The following is a 24,073-nucleotide window of genomic DNA, read 5'->3' as shown; positions in this document are numbered from 1 at the left end:
TAAAATAAAAAGGAATGAAATCCATGGGAAAAACGGCTGAAAAGAAAAGTCCTTCGGGACGGCGGGTACTCATTATCGGAACGGACGGATTAAGACCTGATCAGGTTAAAGCAGATACGATGCCTACGTATTGCCAGTTAATGAAAAGCGGAACGGTGTTCAATTCTTTTTATTCAGTATATCCGTCTCTTACACGGGTATGCATGGCCTCTTTAACTACAGGATGCTATCCGGGACAGCATGGATTGATGAACAATCTCATGTATGCGCCTGGTTTTTCAGAGGACGGACTGCTCCAAACAGGAGACCATCGAGAATTATTCCAATTTCAGCAGCGAACGGGGGAAGCATTGCTCTTGCGTCCGACGTTAGGTGATCGATTAGCTCAAGCGAACCTGCGTTTGACGGTTTCGGCCGGAAGCTCGCCAGGAGCTTCGTTGATCTGGAATTTTAATCATCCACAGCATGTCATGAATCCTTCTACCGACTATGGTCTCCCGGAGCTTAGCCGGTTGCATGCCGAGCGTGGCCCAGCCGCTGCCGAATCCGATGTCTGGATCCGAAAGAAGGAACGCACTTTATGGGCAACTCGGACGCTCATTGAACAGCAATTGCCCGATGAACAGAATACTGTTATGGTGCTGTGGCTTCCCGAACCGGACGATACGCAGCATTGTTTCGGCATCGCATCGCAAGAGACCAAGCAAGCCCAGAGGCTTGTGGATCAATGTCTGTCCGATATTTTGGAAGCTGTCTCGCGACTTGGCATCGAGGATGAATTGGATATATTACTCATCAGCGATCACGGGCATTCGACAGCAAACATGGTCGGTAGTCTGGGGCATTATTTGGATCAAGCCCGGAAGGAATTGAACAGAGAACTGAATTTTGTCGCAGTGGACGCTTTTATTTATGGGGACGAAATTCAAGTAGAGGAATTGCAGGCGCTCGCTGATTGGCTATCTGCGCAAACCTGGTGCGGTATGCTATTGGCGAAAGAACCGCTTCATCAGCAACTGAACAATGCACTGCCTTTGAGCGCGGTACTCGGCAGCATTACTCACGACAGAGCCCCTCTGCTAGCCGTTGTTCCAGCGTGGACCGATGAAGTGAATCAGGATGGCATTCAAGGAGTTGTTCATTTTTTAAACGACAGAACGCAGAATAAATCCTACCATGGTTCTATCCGAAATGAAGATATGCGGCCGTTTTGCATGGGTTTTGGACCTAGTTTTAAAAAGGGCAATGTGACGCATATTCCGGCAGGCATTATTGACATTGCGCCAACGGTTTTGCACTTGGTTGGAGTTGCGGGAGAAAACGGTTTTTCGGGAAGGGTTTTATTTGAAGCTTTGAAAGGTTACGAGGAGCTGGAGGTTCAGCACAACGATGTTAAGTGTGAGGACATATATGCGGATTCCGAACAAACAAAAGGAATTCGGATCGCTGATGTGAAGGGATCGACTTATCTCATCGATTGTTTTTGTGAAAATACGAAAAAAGCTTTATTGAAAGCTACAAAGAAAGGATGAAAACAATGCTATCAAAATTTTGGGAAGATAAGGAAACGGACATGCTCGACCTGCTTGAGAAGCTTGTCAATATCGATAGCGGGACATTTAATAAAGCGGGTGTGGATCAGGTGGGGAACGTGCTGGCCTCTGCTTATCAGGCTCTGGGATTTCAAGTTGTCGTCGATCAGCAGACGGAACGGGGCGACCATTTGATCATTGTACATCCTGAGTCACAGAATCCGAACATCTTGATTATTGGACATATGGATACGGTATTTCCTGTAGGTACCGCACAAAACCGACCTTTTTCTCGTGATGAATCCTTTGCTTATGGACCAGGCATATACGATATGAAAGCCAGCTTGGTCATGATGCTGTTTGCGGTAAAATCATTGATCGAACAAGGGGATGAGAGTTTCAAGCAGATAAAAATCATTCTGAATTCGGATGAAGAGCACGGTTCGATTTATTCCAGGAAATTGATTGAACGGGAGGCTTCAGACGTTAAGTATGCTTTGATCGTGGAACCGAGCGATATGACAGGGCAACTTATAACCGGTAGGCGCGGAGGTGGTAAATTCGAATTGCATGTAACCGGAAGGGCGGCGCATTCCGGGGAAGAACCTGAAAAAGGACGAAGCGCCATTGGCGAACTCGCACATAAAATTATTCAGCTTCATGCTTTGACCGATCCAAATGCAGGCGTACATGTCAATGTTGGGGTAGTTAGTGGAGGAACGACCAGCAACACGATCGCTGCCCATGCCAAAGCTTCTATTGATGTACGAATGGAGACACTGGAACAGGCCATGGAGTTGGAGCGGAAAATCAAGCAAATTTGCTCGACGACAACGATTGAAGGAACAACATTGGTCTTGCAAGGCGGCATTACAAGACCGCCGATGATCAAAAATGCGAACTCTGAGCATTTATTGAATATCGTTCAAGAAGAAGCGTTACAACTGGGAGAGTTATTATTGGACAAGAAAACAGGCTCAGGATCGGACGGTAACCTGACTTCGGCCGTAAGAGTTGCGACGATTGATGCGCTCGGTCCACGTGGCGGAAACGCGCATACTGCGGACGAATTTTTGGTTATCGAAAGTATGGTGCCAAGAACGAGGCTGCTGGCTAACTTGATTAAACGGTTGGGTCGTGAATAAACCATGCCTGGCAAAATGAATCCGACGCAGAACGAGGCCATGACGATGGTTGCTTGCCAGGTAATGGCAACGATGCGGTGATCGGGTTCACGGCAATCCAGGGCAATTTCGAGCTGAACACACAAGCCGGTGCTGATCCATAACTTCCTACAAACCCGCTTGCTCGCGGACGTTATGGTATCGTTCAACGATCATTGTGCCGTAGGAATCGAGCCGAATTGGGAAGTGATTAACCGTTACCTGCAAGAGTCGTTAATGCTGAGCATTGCCTTAAACCCGCACATCGGGTATGAGAAAGCAGCTATCGCCAAGCTAGCTCACAAGAAGCACCTTACTTTGAGGGAAGCATTGATTCAAAGCGGGCCACGAAAATTTATAATATTCAAAGTGGAGAAATCGACAAAGAGGATATGGGAGCTATTCCATACACGATCTTAAAAATGAAGGATCGGAAGCGTGGGAATCATCCTTTAAATTCTTTTACTGCAGTTGGCCCCTTAGCGGAGAAATTGGTTACTGAGCAACACTCCACCGATGTTTATGCCCCGCTTAGAACACTTTCTGAGTTAAATGGTGAAGTCGTACTTATGGGAGTAGGTTTGGAACGGTTGACAGCGCTTCATTTAGCTGAACAAATGGCTGGGAGGAACATGTTTCGGAGGTGGTCCAAAGATTCAATGGGTTCACCCATTATGGTTGAAGTTGGTGGGTGTTCTGAGGGCTTTAACAAATTTGAAGACGTTCTTGCACCTTTCGATGATAAAACAACAGTTGGAAATAGCAATTGGAGAGTTTTTCAATTAAAAAAAATATTAAATGTTGCTCAAGAGGCTATTAAACAGAATCCGTTAATCACCTACTGTGGGAATCCCTGTTGTGATCGTTGCAACGACGCATTACTTGGAGGGCCAATATTGTAAATGGTTTACTTCACTAACGGAGACTGCGCGAGGAACTTACCCGGAAAGGGGGGCCAAAGTCAAATTTTGAATGTGGAGCCCCTATTCTGGCATGAATGGGCATGCAATAAAGTCCCTGGTAAAAAGTAAGCGTCAAATCCCGCACACCTAGAAAAGCGACGGGATTCATTAAATCATATGTGCAGCTGAAAGTTACGCGCACATAAGTAGCTGTGAGTTGTTGTTTGACAATAAAGTTGTTTAATATTTCAACCGTGCCCTAAACTAACTGGCAGAATAGTTCATTAAAGAGAAGTTCAATACAAAGAAACCACTCCTTTGTTCGGAGTGGCGTTGTTATGTTACCGCCGAGCTTTTTTAAATTGGAAGCAGAAATCCGGCAGTATTTACGATTTCATCAATTCGCTGCCTCCGGCTTCTCCACATAGATTTTAAATAATTGATTATATAACACAATGCTGATAAGAGCAAACACCAAAATGATGCTGAATATTCCCACAGGCGCTACCCAGTTGGATAGGAAAACCGTCAATGGTGCCAAAAACTTCGCAACAGTATTCTGTAGGCTGTTGGCCCCCATGTACTGTCCTCTTGCATGATCCGGAGCATAACGGCTAATAAAGCTCTGTGTCACCGGAGAGCGTACAATCTCACCAAATGTGAAGATTATTGTGACGAATAACAAATACCATATATTGGTGCTCAGACCAAGGGAGAATGTACCTACTCCTGTAAGGAGCGATGATAGAATGAATACATTGCGATCTTTCCAATGTAAGAACCATTTCGTAACAGGAAGGATAAGCAGAACAAACAATAAACCGTTCAATCCCAGTAACCATCCGAAGATCTCCGTACTGGAAAGAATAAGGGAATCTCGTATCCATGTGAATAGAGCTTGGGCAGGTACCTCGTTGATTACATAAACAGCCCAATAAAGATCCAATTGCATAATGGCCAATAGGGCAAAGATGCCTGCCAAAATATAAATGAGGAACACTTTATCGCGAAAAATAATGCCGTATCCCTTCCAATGTTCCATGAATACTTGGATAATAGACATTGAAGCTTCAGGTTCTTTCGCCGTTTGTGGCCGTGTTTCATGAACAATGAAATAGATAGCGGCAACATACAGGAGCATAACTAACGCGCAGGTCCACAACAGCACTTGCCGGTAATTGAAGAAGAAAATGGCTCCAAGTGCAGGCCCAAGCACGGCGCCAATGTTATTGGCCGTTGTAAACGTTGCGAAAATCTGACGACGATTACTTGCGGGAACCAGGTCAGCAACCATTGCGGAGCTTGCAGGACTGTATAGGGCTCCCCCAAGTCCTATGCCGATAAATGCGATATAATCAATCCAATGGGATGGTGATACCGCGAACAAAGCAAACATCACCGTCTGAAATGAAGCACCCAGTAGCATCACGGGACGACGCCCTAACCGGTCTGCTAAAGCTCCTCCAAGCAGACCTCCTATTATGCTAAATATCGGAGGAAGTGTCATCAAAATGCCTGCAATATGATTGCCTAATGCCGCACCGAAATATACGGTTATAAACGGAAAGTACATCCAAAATAGCATGTTAAACAGTGCTTCTCCGATTAACCGGACTTTCAAATTGATATTCCATAAACGTATTTGCACAATACCTTCCTCTTTCCACAACATCGCTTCCCGGCCGGGTATACAAACTATAGAACATTATCCTGAAAAAAAATAGACTTATAATTACGGATGATTTATACTAATAATATGAAAGTCAAATATGCCCCAATTTAATTTAATTGCTTCAAAAAACGAACACTTGTTCTTGGGTGATAAAGACGCTCCTGTCGGAAGCGTCTTTTTTATGCTAAGTTTTTCTTTTGAATTGCTCCATGCAGGGAGTAGTTTGTTCAACTAAACGAGGAACGGAGTACGACCGTTTAATTTCAGCCGAGGGCAATCCCAAAAAGAGTTCCATTTAAACGACTTTATTATCAAGAAACACGAGTATTGAAAGCATCGACGGCTTCGGCAAGGAGTTGTGTCAGTAATGGAAAAACCATCGTTTATGTCTAATGACGACTTCCGGCAAGCCTTATCCTTCGCAAAGCCATACGACAACAAGAAGATACTATTAACAAACTGCTAGCTGATCCAAACTGCAAGTTTACCGTGAAGTTGTGTTTGTTTCTGATACCGGTAAATGGAGGGGATACGATCAATTATGCAGTCTGGGTGGGTGGAAACGAGTTACCAAAGTAGCAGCATATCGTTAAGCTACGATCCGGACGAGCTGCTACACGGAATATCTATAACAATGTGAATAGGACTTAGGTTGCCGTACGAGGGCAGCCACCGCCAGTTATTTTTGTAAAACTCCACATCGATTTGACTTCTAACGACATTTTGTATACACTTTGTTTATACAATTATAGGGGGTGGTTAGATGTTTCAAGTTCAAAAATGGGGTAACTCCCTCGGCATTCGCATCCCAAAATCCCTTGCTATGAAGGTGGGAATAGAGGAAGGAACCGAAGTTGACTTGGATATCGAAGAAGGTCACCTTGTAATCAAGCCAAAGTCGATAACGCTCGACGAGTTGCTATCCCAAATCACACCGGATAATGTCCACACGGAGATTTCAACCGGTGAGCCACAAGGACGGGAAACATGGTAACGAATGACTATTTGCCAGATCGCGGCGACTTAGTATGGTTGCAGTTCAACCCGCAAGCAGGTCATGAACAGGCAGGTAAGCGGCCAGCCTTGGTCGTTTCCCCTGCATCTTATAATGGTAAGGTCGGACTGTCGTTGCTCTGTCCGGTAACTTCGAAGCAAAAGGGTTACCCGTTCGAAGTGGTCATTCCGCAGGATTTGCCCATCGAAGGGGTCATCCTTGCCGATCAGGTAAAGAGTCTCGATTGGCAGTCCCGACAGGCAGTGTTTATCTGTAAAGTACCACAGGAGACCCTGTCGGATGTCATTGCAAAACTGGACTTGCTGATCCGCTAATCAATAATGACGAAAAAGTCGCATTTTATTGCGGCTTTTTTTATTCAGATCGGCTAACGAAGCGCAGGAAGGGAAGATGTAATCAAATATATGCAAGGTAAATTGCCCGGTTGCATGAATCGATAGATGAAGAAAGTCTGCATATCGATAATAAGTAGACATAATAATTGTTATGTAATAAGACGATGAGGCTGCAGATAGATTAGCATGTATCAATTGTTTCTATCAGTGTGGATTTAGAAGAAGAGATTCCAGCCCATCATGCGGTATGTCTCTGGTTAACGACGCCGTGAGTTGTCTGGATGATCAAATCTTTTCTGAAGCCAATCCCCTCGGGGGCAGAGTTAGCTATCATCCGAAATACCTGAAATTCTCCATCTATGCTTTCACGTAGCGGATTTACTCCTCGCATCAAATCGCCAAAGACGTGAGCCGGGGAGTGGTTAAAAAGGGATTAACTAAAAGGGGAGAAATCATTCTAGTGAGTCTTTCATGAGAAACTTGAAGATTTAAGGTAACCTAAGGGCCAAGGCGGTGACCGATGTCGGTTTACGCTTCCCCTCCGCGCTCATCTCTGTTCATGGGTGGTCTAGTTTTTGATTGAATTACAGTGGTACGCTCATGATACATCGAACGAAGCAACGATAGAAATCTCTAGATGTACTTTTAATAATTTTAATAAAGTTATTAACTAACATTGCCAGATGCTGTCCCGCTCACATAACGCGTAATACGGACAGCTTTTTTCGTTGGATTAAAGCGGAGAACTTGTTACCCCATTGGTAACGAATACTACGCCTTTTGGTCTTGGTCACATCGTTATCACCCTTGGAGAATGGGTATTAACCGTCATGCTGAATTATCTCGTCTACTCCCCCGTGTTGGAACGCGAAAGGCGGTCCTGCAAGCAATCCCAACAACTATCAAATCTCGACCAACCGATGAGCCCCCCGAAATTGCTGATGATTTCGCTTATGGATGCAGCGGATTGCGTCCGTCCTTTCCTAGCATGCTTGACGTTTTGTTATCCACGGTTGTCCAGTTGATTATAAGAATTGTACCAACTGTAAAATAAAAAAAGATGATAAGATTTTAAAAATGATTGAATGTTGGAGATTGAAAAATTGATTGACCATAAAAAAATCAAACCGACTGCTCATGAGTCGATGGAACTCCACACGGAGGCGATGTCTACACACGATCAGCGAATGCGACTTCACGAAGTAAACGAGCCTTGGCCAGGAAGCCCGCCTGCTCCCCGGTTTTTCTTGGGAAGGACGATAGAGGGAACGACCGTTTGCCGGTTTCAGCATGATGTTCCCGATCCGATTGTAGAGCGGTTGAAAATATGTGCGCCGACGAATCGATGGTGAGGGATGATGCTGCAGGACTTAGGGGAAGGAAAGATTAACCTTCATCTTAACTTTCTATTACAAGAAATAAAACAGCACTTCGGTTTACACCATAAATGCTGTTCTGAAAATGAAGGGGTTGGGGAGTCCCTACATTCATCTTCGGCTAGGGCAATTATATGACGAACAGGAAAACCCTCAAATGGCGGCTGACGATAATATGCTCCCTTTACGGTAGACAGGTGAAAAAATAAAACCTGTTTGTTGTAAGGGGAGCTTTTTCATGACCAGAGGAAAATATTGCGCTAGAGAAACTTATTATTCTTGAAGAAGTGTCAAGGGGAGAGATTGGTTTTCTAGCTGCTGCTAAGAAATATGAGATAAACAAGACTATAAATCTGTCGACTCCTAGTTCATGGGGCATTCCAATAACAACCCGCTGATATTTCAGACTTTAGAGCAAGCCTTGGCGAATCCTGGAAGCAAGCCTATGTTGCACAGCGATCGTAGTTTTCAATACACATCGCTGGATTTCAAGAAGATTTTGGACGAATACAAGATGTCTCAGAGTATGTCTCGAGTTGGTCGATGTATTGATACCAGCCCAATGGAATCGTTCTTAAAGTGCGAGAAGTATTACTTACACACGTACGAAACTTTTGATGACCTCAAAGGAGACATTGAGGCTTATAATAATTAACAATTACAGGCAAAATTAACGATAACTGGCCAGGGATACTTTCCCACGGCCCTCAATTATGCGGTGCTCCTGCTACGAAATAATAACAATAACTCATGGTGATAATTGTAAATTTTGGGCTACATATCCTTGTGTTCATTAACAAAACAAATTACATAAATTTGTTGGACTTCCATTGTAATAAACATAGTCTTTTCTTCGTTATTTATATATACAAAGTTAATACTATAAATTTTCTGAGGTTTTTATAATACTTTTGATAATGGTTGGAATATGTAATCCACATCGGAGAACGGTGCCATCGCTGTTTCTAGTAACTTCGGCTGAATAGCATCAGTTCCTGTTTGTGTTAAGTCAAAGGGCAATTTTGGAAATGGAGGTCTCCAAAAAAATAAAAAAACGGTATGTGTTAATGGCAGGTCGGAATAAGATATCCATGGATAAATTTCCCACCCAATACTTCTCAAAGCCCTTACTATAGTTTCGGTTTGTGATAACATACCCCGTTTATGAAGTTCAGCAACAAACAAATTCCAAGGTGGGTGAATAGCCATGTATAGTTTTGAATCAGGACCAGTATACATGCCTCAACCTGGTTGTGTACAGTCTACCAACATGACCGGTATACAGCCCACCCTCCAATACCGGTGTTAGTACCACCACCAGGACCTGAGTATAGAGCTTTACCTACGCACCTATTACCATGAATATGAACCGCTCGAGCCGGTAAGCCCGATCTCGCTGAAAGAATCCTACCATTATGCAGAGGAGAGCATCATTGCCACAAGGGCATAAATATAGCGTGGGCTTAAGTGAAGGGAGCAAAATCATCGGTGTGGTCATCGAGGCCGACCCGTTGCCCAATGGAATAATGATCGTAAGACGCTTGAAGTAACGAGGCTGGCCATCAAAGGAGCGTATCCGCGTGGGCAAAAGTGATGGCGGTTCATTGAACAGTGAGCGACGAAAACGTGTTGATCACCACCCTACCGTAAAGAAACATATATGGGAAATTCGCTTGGCCTGGTACACCGGTCCTAGTCATCTACAGGAGGAAGGGGTATATAATGGGAATTTTTTCGGAAAAATTGAATGGAGCCGCTATATTGAATATAGCCGGTAGCGAAAAGCTTCAAGAATTTGTCACGGTTTACATGAAGAAAAACGGGATCCATCCAAATCATAATGTGATCGATGAGCCGTGGTATCGGGAAATGAAAAAAGAGTTATTTCATCCAGATTACGAGGGAATCTATTGGAGCCGCACAAGGATCTTGAGTCACCAATACGATGCTCGGGAGGACAAAATCTTGTAAGGACAGGTAGCTGTTCTTGAATGGATTTCTACTATATTATATGGTTACTGATTGCGACCCTCCTAGTAGCATTTTATCTGGATGAAGAAACTTATTTCGGATCACTATGCACGATACCTGTATAGTTTTTTATGTGAATGTTGAACAGAAAAGGACGCCAAAAGCACGGCGAAGGAAGTGGGTCCCCTTATGACAATCTTAATAATTACTCATGCGAGTGATCATAAATAAAGTTACCGAATTTAGTAAAATAGTAGGATGTTGAGTTCTGTCTGAAAAGGAGCTGAAAATCATGTGCGCTAAAGTTCTCGTTGTTGACGATGAACATGAAATAGCGGATTTAATAGAAGTGTATCTGCGAAATGAAAATTATGAAGTGCTCAAGTTTTACTCTGCAAAGGAAGCTCTTTCTTGCATCGAAACGACTGAGCTTGATCTTGCAATTCTGGACATTATGCTTCCGGACATCAATGGTTTTAAGCTTTGCCAGAAAATACGGGCACAGCATACCTATCCCATCATTATGCTGACTGCCAAAGATGAAGAGACGGATAAAATTACGGGGCTAACCTTGGGTGCCGACGATTACATCACAAAACCGTTCCGTCCGCTTGAAATGGTAGCGCGTGTAAAAGCTCAGTTGCGGCGCTATAAAAAATACAACATAATGCAGTCTGCGCCTGTCACTGAGCCTATTATCATCCATTCAGGTTTAGTTATGGATGTAAACACGCATGAGTGCCTATTAAATGAAAAACCTCTTGAGCTGACTCCCACCGAGTTTTCCATACTCCGTATTTTACTGGAGCGAAAGGGCGGAGTAGTGAGTGCCGAAGAACTATTTCATGAGATTTGGAAGGACGAGTATTACAGCAAAAGCAACAATACGATCACCGTTCATATCCGTCACTTGCGTGAAAAAATGGGCGACACTGTAGAAAAACCAAAGTATATCAAAACAGTATGGGGGGTCGGCTATAAAGTTGAAAAGCAATAAGAAGGGCAACTATGCAAGGCTGAAGCGAAAAGCTTTTTTACAAATACTAATGTTTACTATCACTTCTGCTATTACTGTCATTCTATTGCGGGATATTTTGCGTGGACAGATTGGAGATCGCATCGTTCAATATCTGATCAATACTTTTCATCTGGACAATTCCGATGCACAGATAATCTATCAGTATGTATTTCGTAATAACTTAGATAACATTCTGCTTCTTTTGACGCTGTTCTTTCTGGTCATTCTTTCTTGGTTCTCCATCTCCTTGTTCACTAATTATTTTGATGAAATCAGCTCCGTCATGGATCGGCTTGTGGAAGATTCAGAGAATAGGATATCCCTCTCCCCGGAGATGGATTTCATGGAAAATCGTCTGAATACCATAAAGGACAACTTGAAAAGACAGAAAAAGGCTGCTCAGGAAGCAGAGCAACGCAAAAATGATCTGGTCGTCTATTTGGCCCACGACATCAGGACTCCGCTTACATCTGTAATTGGTTACTTGAGTTTATTGGACGAGGCTCCCGATATGCCTATGGAGCAGAGAGTTAAATATACTCGCATTACACTTGACAAAGCATATCGTTTGGAGAAACAAATCAACGAATTTTTTGAAATCACCCGTTACAACTTGCAGCAAATCAAGCTGGAAAAGGACATGATAGACCTTTATTACATGCTTGTGCAGATGACTGACGAGTTCTATCCGATCCTCTCCGAAAAAGGCAATACCGCTATACTTCACGTAGACGAAAATTTGACCGTGTACGGTGATCCAGTGAAACTGGCGCGGGTATTCAATAATATTCTGAAAAACGCGGCCGCATACAGCTACCCAAAAACGGAAATTGTTATTTCCGCAGAGGAAACAGGGGGTTATATAAAGATCGTTTTTCAAAATCAAGGCAGTACAATTCCACCAGAAAAGCTGGCCGCTATTTTCGAGAAGTTTTATCGCTTAGATGAAGCACGCACTTCCGACACCGGCGGTTCCGGGTTAGGATTGTCCATCGCTAAAGAAATCGTTACCCTGCATGGTGGAACCATTGTAGCCAAAAGCAAAGATAACGCAGTGACCTTTACAGTATCTTTACCTGTTACATATTAAGAAACCATCAATCTGATGTTAGGATTTTCTTAGGAATTAAACAACTCAATATTAAAATACGGTCTGTCAGCTTCTGATAACATGGTTTTATCAAAGCTGACAGTTTTTTTATTTTACAGAAAGGAAGGATTTTGTTATGCCAAGAAACTTATAATTAGGCCTGGCGAGACCTTTTCATTTTGGAAGGCTAAAGGGCATGTGGATAAACCCACGCCTTATAAGGCTGTCATTATGAAATCAAAAATGGAGATCTGATCTATTACAGAGAGAACAATATTGTTTATGAACAGTTGTAAGTATGGAAAAACAAGATTTCCAACATGACGAATCAAAAAAAGAACACGGCATTGGTATATAAAAATGTTTGTGTGATCGGATATAAATTGCCAGATCACATCAAGGTCATAGAAAAGGATGGTTACACAATGGGGAAAACAGGCATCACGATATATGGATGTGAAAAGGATGAAGCGGATACGTTTAGGATGTATTCACCACATTATGGTGTTGAACTGACGATCATTAAGTCAGCGGTATCAGCAGAAAACGCCGCGTTAGCATCAGGCAATTGCTGTATAAGCGTTAACCATAAGACGGAAATAGATCTTTCCACTCTTCGCGCCCTAAAAGAAAACGGCGTCTCTTATATATCCACAAGAAGCATAGGCTACAACCACATTGACATTGAAGCAGCTGAAAAGCTTGGCATTACTATTGGTAATGTAGCTTATTCGCCGGCCAGCGTAGCAGATTATACTTTGATGTTGATACTCATGTCTATACGAAATGCAAAGTCGGTTTTATGCAAGGCAGACGTCCATGATTACAAGCTTAATGCTTTACTGGGACGGGAACTGCGCGACATGACGGTAGGGATATTGGGGACAGGTCGCATTGGTCAGGCAGTTATTGATCGGCTAAACGGCTTCGGATGCCGCATACTAGCTTACAACTTGTATCCGCAAGCTAAGGCCGAATATGTTACTCTCAACGAATTGCTGCAGCAAAGTGATATCCTGTCGCTTCATATACCACTCAATCCTGATACTTACCATATACTTGACCGGAAGCGAATCAAAAGCATGAAACACGGAGCCTTAGTTATTAACACCGCGCGCGGTTCTCTTATTGACACAGAGGCTCTGATCTGGGCTTTGGAAAATGGGAGGCTGGGGGGCGTTGCATTGGACGTCGTTGAAGGCGAAGAAGGTATATTCTATCACGACTTTACAAACAAGCCGGTAAATAATCAACTTCTGCTGCGACTGCAAAAATTGCCAAATGCGATTATTACGCCGCATACCGCTTTTTACACTGATCACGCGCTGCAAGATATCGTGGAGAACACGATTCAGAATTGCTTAGAATTCGAAAGGGGAAAAAGATAAATGAACAAGCTCAAGATTGCCGTTTTATTCGGAGGCTGTTCAGAAGAACATGCTGTCTCAATAAAATCCGCACAGGAGATCGCCAGAAACCTTGACCCAGAGAAATTTGATCCGCTTTACATCGGAATAACCAAAGCCGGTGGTTGGAAGCTCTGCGATTATCCTGATGCGAATTGGGAAAACGGAAATTGCACTCCTGCCATTTTGTCACCGGACAGAAATGCCCATGGGTTGATTGTGTTAGAGCAAGGAGAATATAAGATCATCCGCCTGGATATTGTGTTTCCTGTTTTGCATGGAAAAATGGGGGAGGATGGTGCAATGCAGGGACTGATGGAGCTTTCCGGCATTCCCTATGTAGGCTGCGATATCCAGAGCTCAGCGCTGTGCATGGACAAGTCTTTGGCATATGTGATCGTAAGAAATGCAGGAATCGCTACGCCTGAATTTTTGACATTCAATAAAGGTGACATGCTAGACGCGGAGCAATTGATTTATCCTATCTTTGTTAAACCAGCCCGTTCTGGATCGTCTTTTGGTGTCAGCAAGGTAGGAAATATGGACGAATTGCCAGAAGCCATCGAAATCGCAAGGCAATATGATACAAAAATTCTGATTGAGCAAATGATTTCCGGCAGCGAGGTAGGCTGCGCAGTGTTGGGAACCGGTAACAACCTGTTTGTTGGTGAAGTGGATCAAATCCAGTTGTCACATGGCTTCTTTCGAATCCATCAGGAAAACAATCCGGAGACCGGTTCTGAAAACTCTACGATCAAGGTTCCAGCCGATATTTCAGACCAAGATAAGAAACGGGTACAAGAAACAGCGAAGCTGGTTTATCGGGCTTTGGGCTGCAGTGGGCTTGCTCGAGTGGATATGTTTCTACAGAAAGACGGGCAAGTTGTGCTCAATGAAGTCAATACTATGCCTGGTTGTACCTCATACAGCCGCTATCCAAGAATGATGGCCGCCGCCGGCTTAACACTTGCCGATGTGGTTGAACGCATGGTTGCATTAGCGATGGAGGGATAAGAATATGGAAAAAGAATTTGTGTTGCTTGATGAAGTTCTACCCGGTATTCGGTGGGATGCTAAGTATGCCACATGGGACAATTTTACCGGAAAACCGGTCGATGGCTATGAAGTCAATCGTATTGTTGGCACCAATGAATTGGCTGCCGCGCTGCGTGTGGCACAGGAGCAGGCAGCCATCCTTGGATATGGCTTGCTTCTCTGGGACGGTTATCGTCCGCAACGCGCTGTGGATCGCTTTGTACAATGGTCTGAAGAGCCAGAAGATGGGCGTACAAAATCAAAGCACTATCCTAATATCAACCGTTCCGAAATGATTCAGAAGGGTTACGTAGCGACTCAATCGAGTCATAGCCGTGGTAGTGCGATTGATCTGACTCTTTATCGAGTAGATACAGGCGATCTTGTTCCGATGTGCGGTGATTTTGATCTGATGGATGTCATCTCCCATCACGGAGCTAAGGGTATCACTGAGGCTGAAACTAAAAACCGCCGGTTATTGCGTTCTATCATGGAGTCCAGCGGATTTAATTCATATGATTGTGAATGGTGGCATTATACATTGAAAAACGAGCCCTATCCCAATACCTATTTTGATTTTCCTATATCACTGGACAGTGAAAAGTTTTGTCGAAAAATTGTTAGATGGTAAAATCAAACGGCGAATCTATGATATCCTCAAGCAATCGCTAGAAAGAGTTACAATAATAGCGTACCCGAGTTCGGCCTGATGGTGCGGACCGACACACTTGGTGTTACTTATATCATCCGGGATTTGGCACTGGATCTGCGTCCCTATCGATGGAAAAATCGTCGTCGAATCGTACAAATACGACATACAATTCATCCAGCATGCATATCAAGATAATTTGCATCTCTGACGATGGCCGCCAGCTATCGTTTCACCTCATCCTGGAGTACTTGAACCCCTCCCATAGCCTAAATATTAAGAAGGTCATCTGACTAATTTTAGTGCTAATGTATCATAAATCGTGATGAAGAGGATTCCTATGAATTTACAGAAGAAGAATTACGAAATCATTACGGACGAGCTCCGGCGCATTATCGAAGCGGGACTGATCAAGCCGGGGGAGAAGCTCAACACAATCGATCAGTTGGCGGAACAGTACCGTGTGGGACGCTCGACGGTGCGCGAGTCGCTCAGCCATCTGAAGGCGCTCGGTCTGGTCGAATCTCGGCAGGGCGGAGGCACATACGTCAAGAAGCCCGGACTTGAGCCGTTGGCCGTGTTGGAATCGCTGCAGAATTCGAACGCCGAGCTGTCGCAGGTGCTCCAGGTGCGTAAGATTCTAGAGGTCGGAGCGGCCGAGCTGGCGGCTAAGCACCGGACCGACGAAGACGTCGAAGAGCTGGGCAAAATCATAGGGCAAATGTGCGACGCCGTCGGCAACGAAGATATCAGCCGGATTTATGATACGAACTTTCATCTCGCCATCGCCAAAGCGTCTGGCAACGCGATTCTGGAAACGATGATGACACACATTTCCGCGGCGATGTTCCGCACCATCAAGGACACCCGCAAGCTATGGATCTACAGCGGGAAGGATAAGGCTGGCATGCTGTTTGGGGAACACATGAAGCTGTTCGAAGCGATCCGTGACAGAGAACCGAAGCTGGCTGCAGCGACAATGGCGAAGCATCTCACCCAATTCGAGAACGCTCAGTAGTCGTTAAAATGAAACATTTCACTGTACGCTACCCCTATAGTAATTTAGACAACTATCCATGACATCCAGCTATATAACTTTTTTGCCTACAACACATATTACTCTCGTTATTGCAGGTTAATCATTGACGCTTATGTTGACATCATCGGCATCCTGCTTAATATTTCCCGTTATGTGAGGTGACATGGAATGAAAACCATTGTCTTTACCGGGGGAGGTTCGGCGGGACACGTCACGCCGAACATCGCGCTGATGAACAAGCTTCAGCAATTTGGCTGGGAAGTCCGTTACATCGGTTCAGCAACCGGTATCGAGAAAGACATTATCGAGCGCGAAGGCGTTCCTTTTTATCCGATTTCCTCCGGGAAATTGCGCAGATATTTTGATCTTGAAAATTTTAAAGATCCTTTTAGAGTCATTAAGGGCGTTTATGAGTCTTATAGATTATTACGTCGTTTGAAGCCTGCCATCGTTTTTTCGAAAGGAGGGTTCGTTTCCGTCCCGGTCGTTCTTGGAAGCTGGATGAACAAGATCCCGGTCATTATCCATGAGTCAGACATGACGCCGGGACTTGCTAACAAAATTTCGATTCCTTTTGCAACGAAGGTTTGTGTCACGTTTCCGGAATCGATGCAGCATGTGCAGTATCAAAAAACGATTTTAACGGGACTTCCGATTCGTGAGGGAATTATAAACGGGAAAGCTTCAAAAGGCTATCATCTCTGTGATTTTCATTCCCAGAAGCCTGTTATTCTGATCATGGGCGGCAGTCTTGGCTCACAAGTTATTAACCAGGTTATCAGGGATAATCTGGACAGGTTGCTTGCGCAATTCCAAATTGTACATATTTGCGGTAGCGGGAATATATCCCAGGATCTCTATGGCAAGAGAGGGTACAAACAATTCGAGTATATATCTGACGAACTTCCGGATGTCATGGCGATGTCGGAAGTGGTGATTTCCCGGGCAGGAGCTACTTCGATTTATGAATTTCTTTTATTGGAAAAGCCAATGCTTCTCATTCCACTCTCGCTGCAGGTGAGCAGAGGCGATCAAATTTTAAATGCCAAATCGTTCCAAAATTCCGGCTACGCCGATGTGCTTCTGGAAGAAGAGCTAGCCTCCACATCCCTTGCTGAACGTGTTGAAACGCTCTATACGAAGCGTGAAGTCTACAAAGAAGTCATGTCATCCCGCAATGAAATGAATGCGGTAGAAACGATTGTCAAGCTGATTGAAACATATAGCTAAACGTCCTGCTTTCGCGAAAGCGGATATGCGATTATCACACTCTTTCCGATTTTATGATAAACAACACTATAACCATGATTGCTTGGGTTTGCAGGAATCAGTTTTTTTGGTTTCTTGGACTGTTAAGAATACAGATAGGCGTTCGAAGATATTTATTTAAGCCCTCTTTCCAGACGAAGGAAAGAGGGCTTTTTCGTATTATCAGGTTAACCAGCAACGCTGGCGGTCAGGTTAGGTTTTGTCCGCATTTGAGTCGAGTAGATGGACGTTGTCGCGCAAGCGGACAACAAACGATTGCCCGTCTTGCTTGAAGCGATCCAATCGCTCCTGCTGGCGTACGCCCGGTCATAACAAGATGAAAGGCGCATGAGTCAAACTCTCGCTCACCGGTCCATCGTGCCTAGAACCAACAGTTTCTACGACTTGCAGCGGTTGCACTGTCTCGGCCCGAAGAGCCACATGCAGTTTGACACCTGCCCGTTCGCCATGATAAGGAGCCCATGGCAACCGGATTATACCTACATCAGCGTGGTGGAGTCGATGAGAGGCAACTCTTTAGGGAAAGCCAATTTGCACCGAGTTGAATAAGCTCCTTAAATACAAAGAATGGGACTTCGGCCGCTTTACTTGAAAATCGCAAATAATGAACTTCCGGCAAGCCGCTGATGGTTGGTTTTTCATGTCTCGCGTGCTCCCTTTGACGATCGGAATGTTCGCTTGGCGGCCAGCTATGCGATTGATAAAGACGGCATCGTAGGAAGTTTGTTATCCGGAATTGAATCAAGGGCAGACAGCTTGCTCGATCCCGCAATGCCCTATTCCAACGTAAATCTGACACCTTATCCTTATGATAAACAAAAAGCGATCGATATTTTGGAGCAGGCGGGCTGGGTCGATTTGGACGGGGATGGGTTAAGAGAAAAGAACGGTGTGAAAAGGCCATATTCTTTATTATACAGGACGTCAAATGGTTGACGACCTTGTTATGGCGTTATCTTCTCAATTGAAGGAAATCGGGATGGAGATCATTCCAAAAGGGGTGGAGTTAGCAGTCTTCCCTGATGAATTGCAAACAGATTTCACACTTGCGCTTGAAATGACCTACGGCATATCGTGGGATCCTTATACGACCATCTCGAACATGACTACGGAGCCCCTCAAGGATCTGAAGTTAGCTCAGGCTCTTGCCTTTGTTGATGACGGCAGTGAGCTCATCCGGAAGCTAAATGTGATGTCGAACGATGAGGAGATTCAGGAGACCTATAGCTTTATTTTGAATGAAATTCATGATCAGGCGATCTTTATTCCGATTTCATACACCAGAGAACCGGTTGTTTTTAATAACAAAAAAATAAAGGAGTACGCCTTTAATAGCAGTCCGGCCTACATCGAGGTTGCGGAAATTTCATTGATATAGACAGGATGAACGGCGTGATGTTCGCTGAGAACCCAGTTGCCGGGGAAAAGTTTCATGCGGAGAGGGGAAAGGCATGTCTACAGCTGAAGCATTTCAATCCAAGCAGAGTTTAAGCTTGAAAATCGAAAAGGGTGGCAGTAGATTAACAAAACAGCGTGCTGCGATCTTGGACGTTTTTATCGACAAGGGTTCCGGTTTGCTAACGGCTGAAGAAGTATACTTGACGGCAAAACGTAAGTACCCCGGAATAGGGATTGCAACGGTTTACCGTACATTGGACATGTTCGTGGAACTGCGCCTCTTGCGAAGAATCTATAACGACAGAGTGGCCAGATATTGTCTTTGTCCTTATGAAATAGGAGTGACCATACCCATAAAATCAAAGAGAGAATAATAGAGGTGGGCTTACGATTGTATACTTCTGCTGAGAAACAGTACTGAAAGGTTGGGTGAAGGAAATACCAAGTGACAGTTGCCCGAAATCTAAACATTGCGATGCGTACGGTGAATATCATATATAGAAATGGAACTTAATGGAGAATGAAGATAATGATCATTCGAAAGAAATGAAGGACTTTCTGATAGCGGGAAGTATTCGAAGTATTCTTCTACCTTAATTATTGGTGTCGACATCGCAAAATTCAAAAACCAATCACGTTTGAGAAGGAAGTACTGCCCGTCAATAGGCAGGTTGCCACCTTTGCCGATGATGCGATAGAAGCGGTAAAAGCTATCCAGGAAACCGGTGTTGTGAATGGCAGAAATAACAATCTGTATGATCCAGCCGGAAATGCAACTCGTACGGAGGCTTCGACCATCCTACGCTGGTTTGTGGAGTTTGTCATTGACGAGGGTACGGCGCTGCTGAGTGAAAATGACAGCGGCCAGTAGAGAACATAAACGGTAAGGCTATCACTGGTGTGCAGAACAACATGCTGCTGCTCAGTTCCCTTGACGGGAAGCTGATCGGTAACAGGAAAACGGCAATACTATCGAAAGGCAGTGACGCAAAGTCACGGATCTTCTCACTGTTTAAGTGATGTCCCCCGGGCTACCCAATTTGCCATACACGCGACAATTCGTGCCATATAGTAGGGGGAGATGGTTTCCTTGATATCACTGTCTTCCAGTAGGAAGGCAAGAGGCTCTGTTGTGAAAATATGACCTTTGACATGCGTTATCATTGAGAAATGGGTGCTGATAAAATTCCATAGACCTGTTCGCGCTTCACCGTCCATGTATACCATTTCCTTCATATGAAAGACTTCCTCGGCGATCCAATAGAGCAGATAACCTTGACTTCCCATGCCAATTCGCTCCGAAGCATTAGGGATACAAATAAGATATTGACTGCTGCCGTTCGCGCATATTCGCGAGCGATGTGCGCATTAATTGGCTCATTAATCCTAGATTGGCTATTCGGGATAGGTGCCGACACCCGTTAAGCCACCCATATCATAGATCTTTCCGAAAATATTAACCTGGAACGGATATACCGCCAACTGGGAAATCAGTTTATCACCATCGAACCAGCCAAGTACATCTGCCTGTTTGAGTACAGGAAGTTTCGCCTGTGCAATCTCCCGATTCCCCCAGCCGAATGTAAGCAGATCATGATTCGTTATTTGGAAAACGTAACGCAGCAAGTCATTGAATTGCTCTCCATGACTTGGCTCGACTTTCTTCATTCTCAGTCGGTCTTGAAGTCTCTGCCTGCTCATTACTTTCTCCTTCGCATCTGCTATTTTACGTTACAAAATTAGGCTGTATTTCTAGAGAATGAACTTATCTTTATTATCTGAATCTAGGCAAGATCGTTGGGCAAGATAAGAATTAGAATCGCGACAAGCTGTATTCTCCATTAAAAATAAGGAGTGAACTAAATGGAAAAGAATAAAGATAGAGGAACAACGGTTAAACAGCTAGAACTAAGCAAGTCGAGCCGGTTTGCTCACTTCAATGTCCCAGAACAGATATGAATGGATAGGCTGTTTGGACCCTATACACGGGCATACATAATAATATATCCACAATCTTACCTGTTTCTCATTTTTATCTGAGTCTGTATCACATGACAAACCGATAGCGAGATCCATATTATTAAGATTTGCTCCGAATCCAGTGTTTTAATAATTAAACCATAGGAAAAAATAAGTTTTATGAAACGAAGGGAGATAGCCTCGGTATGACTTTAGAGCGCCTGGTTCTCATTGCGATTTGGGTTCTCATTATTACCGCCATTGTTTTATTTATTCCCAGAAAGAAAAGAAGGGAGGCGGTATTGGCCTTTTTAGCTTGCCAAGCGGTTACATGGGTAAACAGCACGTTGCATGTTCAATTCGGTTTGCTGCAATTCCCTGTAAGAGAGTTTCCGAAAGCGTCGGAGCTTCTTTTTACATCTGAGTATATGATGTATCCAGTAATGTGTGCTTTTTATTATATTTACGAACCTAAATCGGGAAAGCTGCCACGCCTGCTCTATTTAGCCGCTTGCATTACCTGTCTGTGTGTAGTCGATACTGTTATTGAAAAGTATACAGAACTCATTAAGTACACAAACTATTCTGTATTTTTGACTTGGATAGATTTTGTTGTGATCTTCCTCATAACTAATATATATTGTAAATGGTATTTTAAAACACCCGCTTTCAATGAGGAGAAAAGAGTCGTTCAATGAAGCTTGAATGGACAATACTTGTTATCGTATGGATGTTAACGTTCTCGTTGTTTTTCTTCATCCCTCACCGAAAATTTCGATTAGCTCAAGCTGCCATACTGTTTAAGCAAATGATTACATGGATCATCGGTCAGGTTGTCGTGGAGCTCGGATTACTCGAATATCCGGTGCGCTGCTTTGCTTCGGTGCACCGGTCAAGTTTTACATTTGAGTTTCTGTCTTATCCGGTCATATGCGGGCTTTTTAATGCTCGGTATCCGGCAGAAAGAAGTCTGTGGTTCAAGTTGTTTTATTTTTGTTCTTACTGTACGGCTATAACCGTGATTGAAGTGCTCATCGAAAAATATACCGAATTAATCACCTACATTCATTGGTCATGGTATTGGACTTGGATAACTTTGTTAATCACTTTTGGCATGTCGCGAATTTTTTGCAAATGGTTTTTTAGCTTAAAATAAAGAAAAATACATAGGTTGTCCGGCAACGACCTCTTTTTGTCGATGTATATGTTCTGGGGCAGTAACATTAAGAGGATTTGTATCAAAAAATCATATTATATGTCCCAGCGATTCTTTTCATATTATTTTCGGGAGTATCCAAAAGGCATTACTCCTGAAACCATCGTATTTTAGCAATAAGAATTTATAAGATTATATTGATCAATATGTATCAAGGCTTACAATTTAAAACAACATTGCCTTTAAAGAAGGCGGCGATGTTGTTTATGTTTTGTTTTATTTTGTTAATAAATTCGGGATAAAGTTCTTGATATAAAGTTCTTGTCATCCGACAACACACCAGCATGTCGTAAGATTTCGATGTATTTTTATAGCCAGCGATAAGGTTACAATGCTCGCCAGGAAAGCTTATTAAACATATAAACATGGAACGGAGATGTGCAACACCAATCCCAGAAAGATCTGAAAGAGTGAGCAAAAGAGCCATCAAAAAAAATAAGCAGTATCGCTACTGCTTAAAACATCCGATCTTTATTTAATTCGCACATAACATGCATGAGTTCAGGAACGATGATTTTCGTTAACGCCAGCTTGACGGCACCGGGTGAGCCGGGCATTGAAAATATAGCCTTGTCCCGATATACACCGGCGACCGCCCGGCTTAGGATTGCTGCCGGGCCGACGTCGGTATAGCTTAGAAAGCGGAAAATTTCGCCAAAGCCGTGGAGTTCTTTGTCAAGCAGTTGTGAACCACCTCGTACGTCGCATCCCGTTTGGCGATCCCTGTACCGCCGTTCAGCAGAACGGCTTCCACACTTGGATCGTCTCCGGCCTGACGAATGAGCTGTTGTATACCGGTGTATTCATCTTTGACGATCAGCTGACCGTGGACGATGTATCCGCCTGACTCGAGGAGTTCCCGCATCAGCTGACCGCTTTTATCCGTTTCCGGCGTCCTGGTATCAGAAACGGTAATGATCAGGCAGCGAACCGTGGCAGGCGCTTCCTTCCGATGCTGATCGACAGAGGGTATGGTCATACGGCGACGCAGGCCGCAAACTGCTTTTTAAACCAGGATTCGTCCAATTCGCGGCCGATAACGACAAACTCGCTGCGTTTTACTTCCTCGGGCTTCCAGTCCCGATCCACCGTCGATTCGAACAGCATATGAATGCCCTGGAATACGATTCGCTGCTTTACACCTTTGATGTTCAATACGCCTTTATACCGGAACGTATCGGCACCGTGCTCGGATAGCCATACGCCCAAAAATTTCTCAAGCTTGTTCAGATCGAGAGCCCTCTCTTCCTGCAATACGATGGACGACACATCATCGTCATGGTCATGGTCTTCCTCTTCAAGGAAGCCGGGTTCGAGCTCAAGCTTCTTTTCCAAATCAAATGCGTTGATACCAAGTATTTTGCCGATTTCAATATTCGAGCGTTCCGTGCGGTAAATTTTCGCGACTGGATTCATCGCTCTTAACCGGATTTCGAGCTGTTTCAACTCCTTCTCGGAAGCGAGGTCAACCTTATTGAGCAGCATGACATCGGCGAAAGCGACTTGCTCCTGCGCTTCATGACCTTCGTCCAGGTGCTGGCTTGCATGACGAGCATCTACTACCGTAACGATGGCATCAAGACGGTAAAATTCCGCCATTTCTTCGTCGACAAAAAAGGTTTGTGCGACCGGAGCCGGATCGGCCAAACCTGTCGTTTCGATTAAAACGCGGTCAAAGTCGACTTTTCGATCGTTTAGCCCTCGCTTGGCATCCATCAGCTCACCCAAGATGCGGATCAAGTCGCCCCGTACCGTGCAGCAGATGCAGCCATTGTTCATCTCAAAAATCTCTTCGTCCGCACCGACAACCAGTTGGTTATCGATCCCGACTTCACCAAACTCGTTGACGATGACGGCAATTTTTTGCCCGTGCTCGGCAGTTAGCACATGATTGAGAAGCGTAGTTTTGCCTGCGCCAAGAAATCCCGTCAAGACTGTGACAGGGATACGCTGTTCAGTTGATGACAAGTGAATCACTCCTTTAATAGTAATTATTACTAGTAATCACAATATTATAGTCAGAGGACT

Annotated in this window: 23 protein-coding genes, 3 pseudogenes and 1 riboswitch; of the genes and pseudogenes, 22 read left to right on the top strand and 4 right to left on the bottom strand. The window is 44.2% G+C overall.

The window, feature by feature from the left end; all coding sequences use genetic code 11:
- Positions 1-23: 23 nt before the first annotated feature.
- From ACFQ88_RS24065 to ACFQ88_RS24050, 4 genes and pseudogenes are all read left to right on the top strand, one after another.
- A complete protein-coding gene (locus tag ACFQ88_RS24065) occupies positions 24-1,532 on the top strand; it encodes an alkaline phosphatase family protein (RefSeq protein WP_379457519.1) in 1,509 nt (502 codons plus the stop codon).
- A gap of 5 nt (positions 1,533-1,537) precedes the next feature.
- On the top strand, positions 1,538-2,677 hold the full coding sequence (locus ACFQ88_RS24060; protein ID WP_379457517.1) for a M20 family metallopeptidase: 1,140 nt from the start codon (positions 1,538-1,540) through the stop codon (positions 2,675-2,677).
- 3 nt (positions 2,678-2,680) lie between these two features.
- Positions 2,681-3,115 (top strand): annotated as a pseudogene (locus ACFQ88_RS24055) (hypothetical protein); the annotation flags it as partial.
- The gene (locus tag ACFQ88_RS24050) at positions 3,088-3,597 is read left to right on the top strand and encodes an AAC(3) family N-acetyltransferase (RefSeq protein WP_483875133.1); all 510 of its coding nucleotides are present in this window, start codon (positions 3,088-3,090) and stop codon (positions 3,595-3,597) included. The pseudogene ACFQ88_RS24055 and the gene ACFQ88_RS24050, both read left to right, overlap by 28 nt.
- 397 nt (positions 3,598-3,994) lie before the next feature.
- On the opposite strand, the gene ACFQ88_RS24045 is transcribed toward ACFQ88_RS24050, so the two are convergent.
- Positions 3,995-5,245, bottom strand: coding sequence for an MDR family MFS transporter (locus ACFQ88_RS24045; protein ID WP_379457515.1), 1,251 nt, complete (start codon positions 5,243-5,245; stop codon positions 3,995-3,997).
- Between the two features lie 787 nt (positions 5,246-6,032).
- Between ACFQ88_RS24045 and ACFQ88_RS24040 the strand changes: the two genes are divergently transcribed.
- From ACFQ88_RS24040 to ACFQ88_RS23965, 16 genes are all read left to right on the top strand, one after another.
- On the top strand, positions 6,033-6,263 hold the full coding sequence (locus tag ACFQ88_RS24040; RefSeq protein WP_379457513.1) for an AbrB/MazE/SpoVT family DNA-binding domain-containing protein: 231 nt from the start codon (positions 6,033-6,035) through the stop codon (positions 6,261-6,263).
- Complete coding sequence (mazF, locus tag ACFQ88_RS24035; RefSeq protein ID WP_379457511.1) at positions 6,257-6,598, top strand: endoribonuclease MazF; 342 nt, start codon at positions 6,257-6,259, stop codon at positions 6,596-6,598. The genes ACFQ88_RS24040 and mazF overlap by 7 nt, the downstream gene beginning before the upstream one ends.
- 1,124 nt (positions 6,599-7,722) lie before the next feature.
- Complete coding sequence (locus ACFQ88_RS24030; RefSeq protein WP_379457509.1) at positions 7,723-7,971, top strand: hypothetical protein; 249 nt, start codon at positions 7,723-7,725, stop codon at positions 7,969-7,971.
- A gap of 394 nt (positions 7,972-8,365) precedes the next feature.
- Positions 8,366-8,650 (top strand): DDE-type integrase/transposase/recombinase, encoded by a 285-nt coding sequence (locus ACFQ88_RS24025; RefSeq protein WP_379457507.1) that lies wholly within the window; start codon positions 8,366-8,368, stop codon positions 8,648-8,650.
- Positions 8,651-9,717: 1,067 nt separating this feature from the next.
- Positions 9,718-9,966, top strand: coding sequence for a hypothetical protein (locus ACFQ88_RS24020; RefSeq protein ID WP_379457505.1), 249 nt, complete (start codon positions 9,718-9,720; stop codon positions 9,964-9,966).
- Between the two features lie 292 nt (positions 9,967-10,258).
- The gene (gene vanR, locus ACFQ88_RS24015; RefSeq protein WP_379457503.1) at positions 10,259-10,963 is read left to right on the top strand and encodes a VanR-ABDEGLN family response regulator transcription factor; all 705 of its coding nucleotides are present in this window, start codon (positions 10,259-10,261) and stop codon (positions 10,961-10,963) included.
- Positions 10,944-12,074 (top strand): sensor histidine kinase, encoded by a 1,131-nt coding sequence (locus tag ACFQ88_RS24010; RefSeq protein WP_379457978.1) that lies wholly within the window; start codon positions 10,944-10,946, stop codon positions 12,072-12,074. Before vanR ends, ACFQ88_RS24010 begins: the two co-directional genes overlap by 20 nt.
- A gap of 425 nt (positions 12,075-12,499) precedes the next feature.
- Positions 12,500-13,462, top strand: coding sequence for a D-isomer specific 2-hydroxyacid dehydrogenase family protein (locus ACFQ88_RS24005; protein WP_379457976.1), 963 nt, complete (start codon positions 12,500-12,502; stop codon positions 13,460-13,462).
- A complete protein-coding gene (gene vanA, locus ACFQ88_RS24000; protein ID WP_379457501.1) occupies positions 13,463-14,494 on the top strand; it encodes a D-alanine--(R)-lactate ligase in 1,032 nt (343 codons plus the stop codon).
- A gap of 4 nt (positions 14,495-14,498) precedes the next feature.
- On the top strand, positions 14,499-15,146 hold the full coding sequence (gene vanX / locus ACFQ88_RS23995; RefSeq protein WP_379457499.1) for a D-Ala-D-Ala dipeptidase VanX: 648 nt from the start codon (positions 14,499-14,501) through the stop codon (positions 15,144-15,146).
- Between the two features lie 358 nt (positions 15,147-15,504).
- Complete coding sequence (locus ACFQ88_RS23990) at positions 15,505-16,182, top strand: FadR/GntR family transcriptional regulator (RefSeq protein ID WP_379457497.1); 678 nt, start codon at positions 15,505-15,507, stop codon at positions 16,180-16,182.
- Positions 16,183-16,371: 189 nt separating this feature from the next.
- Positions 16,372-17,433, top strand: coding sequence for an undecaprenyldiphospho-muramoylpentapeptide beta-N-acetylglucosaminyltransferase (locus ACFQ88_RS23985; protein ID WP_379457495.1), 1,062 nt, complete (start codon positions 16,372-16,374; stop codon positions 17,431-17,433).
- Between the two features lie 669 nt (positions 17,434-18,102).
- Positions 18,103-18,408, top strand: coding sequence for an ABC transporter substrate-binding protein (locus ACFQ88_RS23980; RefSeq protein ID WP_379457493.1), 306 nt, complete (start codon positions 18,103-18,105; stop codon positions 18,406-18,408).
- A complete protein-coding gene (locus tag ACFQ88_RS23975) occupies positions 18,401-18,850 on the top strand; it encodes a periplasmic substrate-binding domain-containing protein (RefSeq protein ID WP_379457491.1) in 450 nt (149 codons plus the stop codon). The genes ACFQ88_RS23980 and ACFQ88_RS23975 overlap by 8 nt, the downstream gene beginning before the upstream one ends.
- Before the next feature lie 73 nt (positions 18,851-18,923).
- Positions 18,924-19,244 carry a Fur family transcriptional regulator gene (locus ACFQ88_RS23970; protein WP_379457489.1) on the top strand — a complete coding sequence of 107 codons (321 nt, stop codon included), beginning with the start codon at positions 18,924-18,926 and terminating at the stop codon, positions 19,242-19,244.
- A gap of 245 nt (positions 19,245-19,489) precedes the next feature.
- Entirely contained in the window at positions 19,490-19,741 is a 252-nt protein-coding gene (locus ACFQ88_RS23965) for an S-layer homology domain-containing protein (protein ID WP_379457974.1), read from the top strand.
- Positions 19,742-19,822: 81 nt separating this feature from the next.
- Positions 19,823-19,909, top strand: a riboswitch (cyclic di-GMP riboswitch).
- A gap of 14 nt (positions 19,910-19,923) precedes the next feature.
- Here the strand turns inward: ACFQ88_RS23965 and ACFQ88_RS23960 are convergent.
- Positions 19,924-20,571, bottom strand: a pseudogene (locus ACFQ88_RS23960) (GNAT family N-acetyltransferase); the annotation flags it as partial.
- Between the two features lie 464 nt (positions 20,572-21,035).
- Here ACFQ88_RS23960 and ACFQ88_RS23955 point away from each other — a divergent pair.
- The gene (locus ACFQ88_RS23955) at positions 21,036-21,527 is read left to right on the top strand and encodes a CBO0543 family protein (RefSeq protein ID WP_379457475.1); all 492 of its coding nucleotides are present in this window, start codon (positions 21,036-21,038) and stop codon (positions 21,525-21,527) included.
- A complete protein-coding gene (locus ACFQ88_RS23950) occupies positions 21,524-21,985 on the top strand; it encodes a CBO0543 family protein (protein WP_379457473.1) in 462 nt (153 codons plus the stop codon). Before ACFQ88_RS23955 ends, ACFQ88_RS23950 begins: the two co-directional genes overlap by 4 nt.
- A gap of 515 nt (positions 21,986-22,500) precedes the next feature.
- Here ACFQ88_RS23950 and ACFQ88_RS23945 read toward each other — a convergent pair.
- A pseudogene (locus ACFQ88_RS23945) lies at positions 22,501-23,024 on the bottom strand (MogA/MoaB family molybdenum cofactor biosynthesis protein).
- Positions 23,021-24,013 (bottom strand): CobW family GTP-binding protein, encoded by a 993-nt coding sequence (locus tag ACFQ88_RS23940; RefSeq protein WP_379457471.1) that lies wholly within the window; start codon positions 24,011-24,013, stop codon positions 23,021-23,023. The pseudogene ACFQ88_RS23945 and the gene ACFQ88_RS23940 overlap by 4 nt, the downstream one beginning before the upstream one ends.
- Positions 24,014-24,073 lie beyond the last annotated feature (60 nt).

Origin of the sequence: Paenibacillus sp. NPDC056579 (assembly GCF_042793215.1) — a bacterium.
GTDB lineage: Bacteria > Bacillota > Bacilli > Paenibacillales > NBRC-103111 > Paenibacillus_S.
Note: the sequence above shows the minus strand (reverse complement) of the source record. Positions and strands in the feature narration are given on the sequence as shown.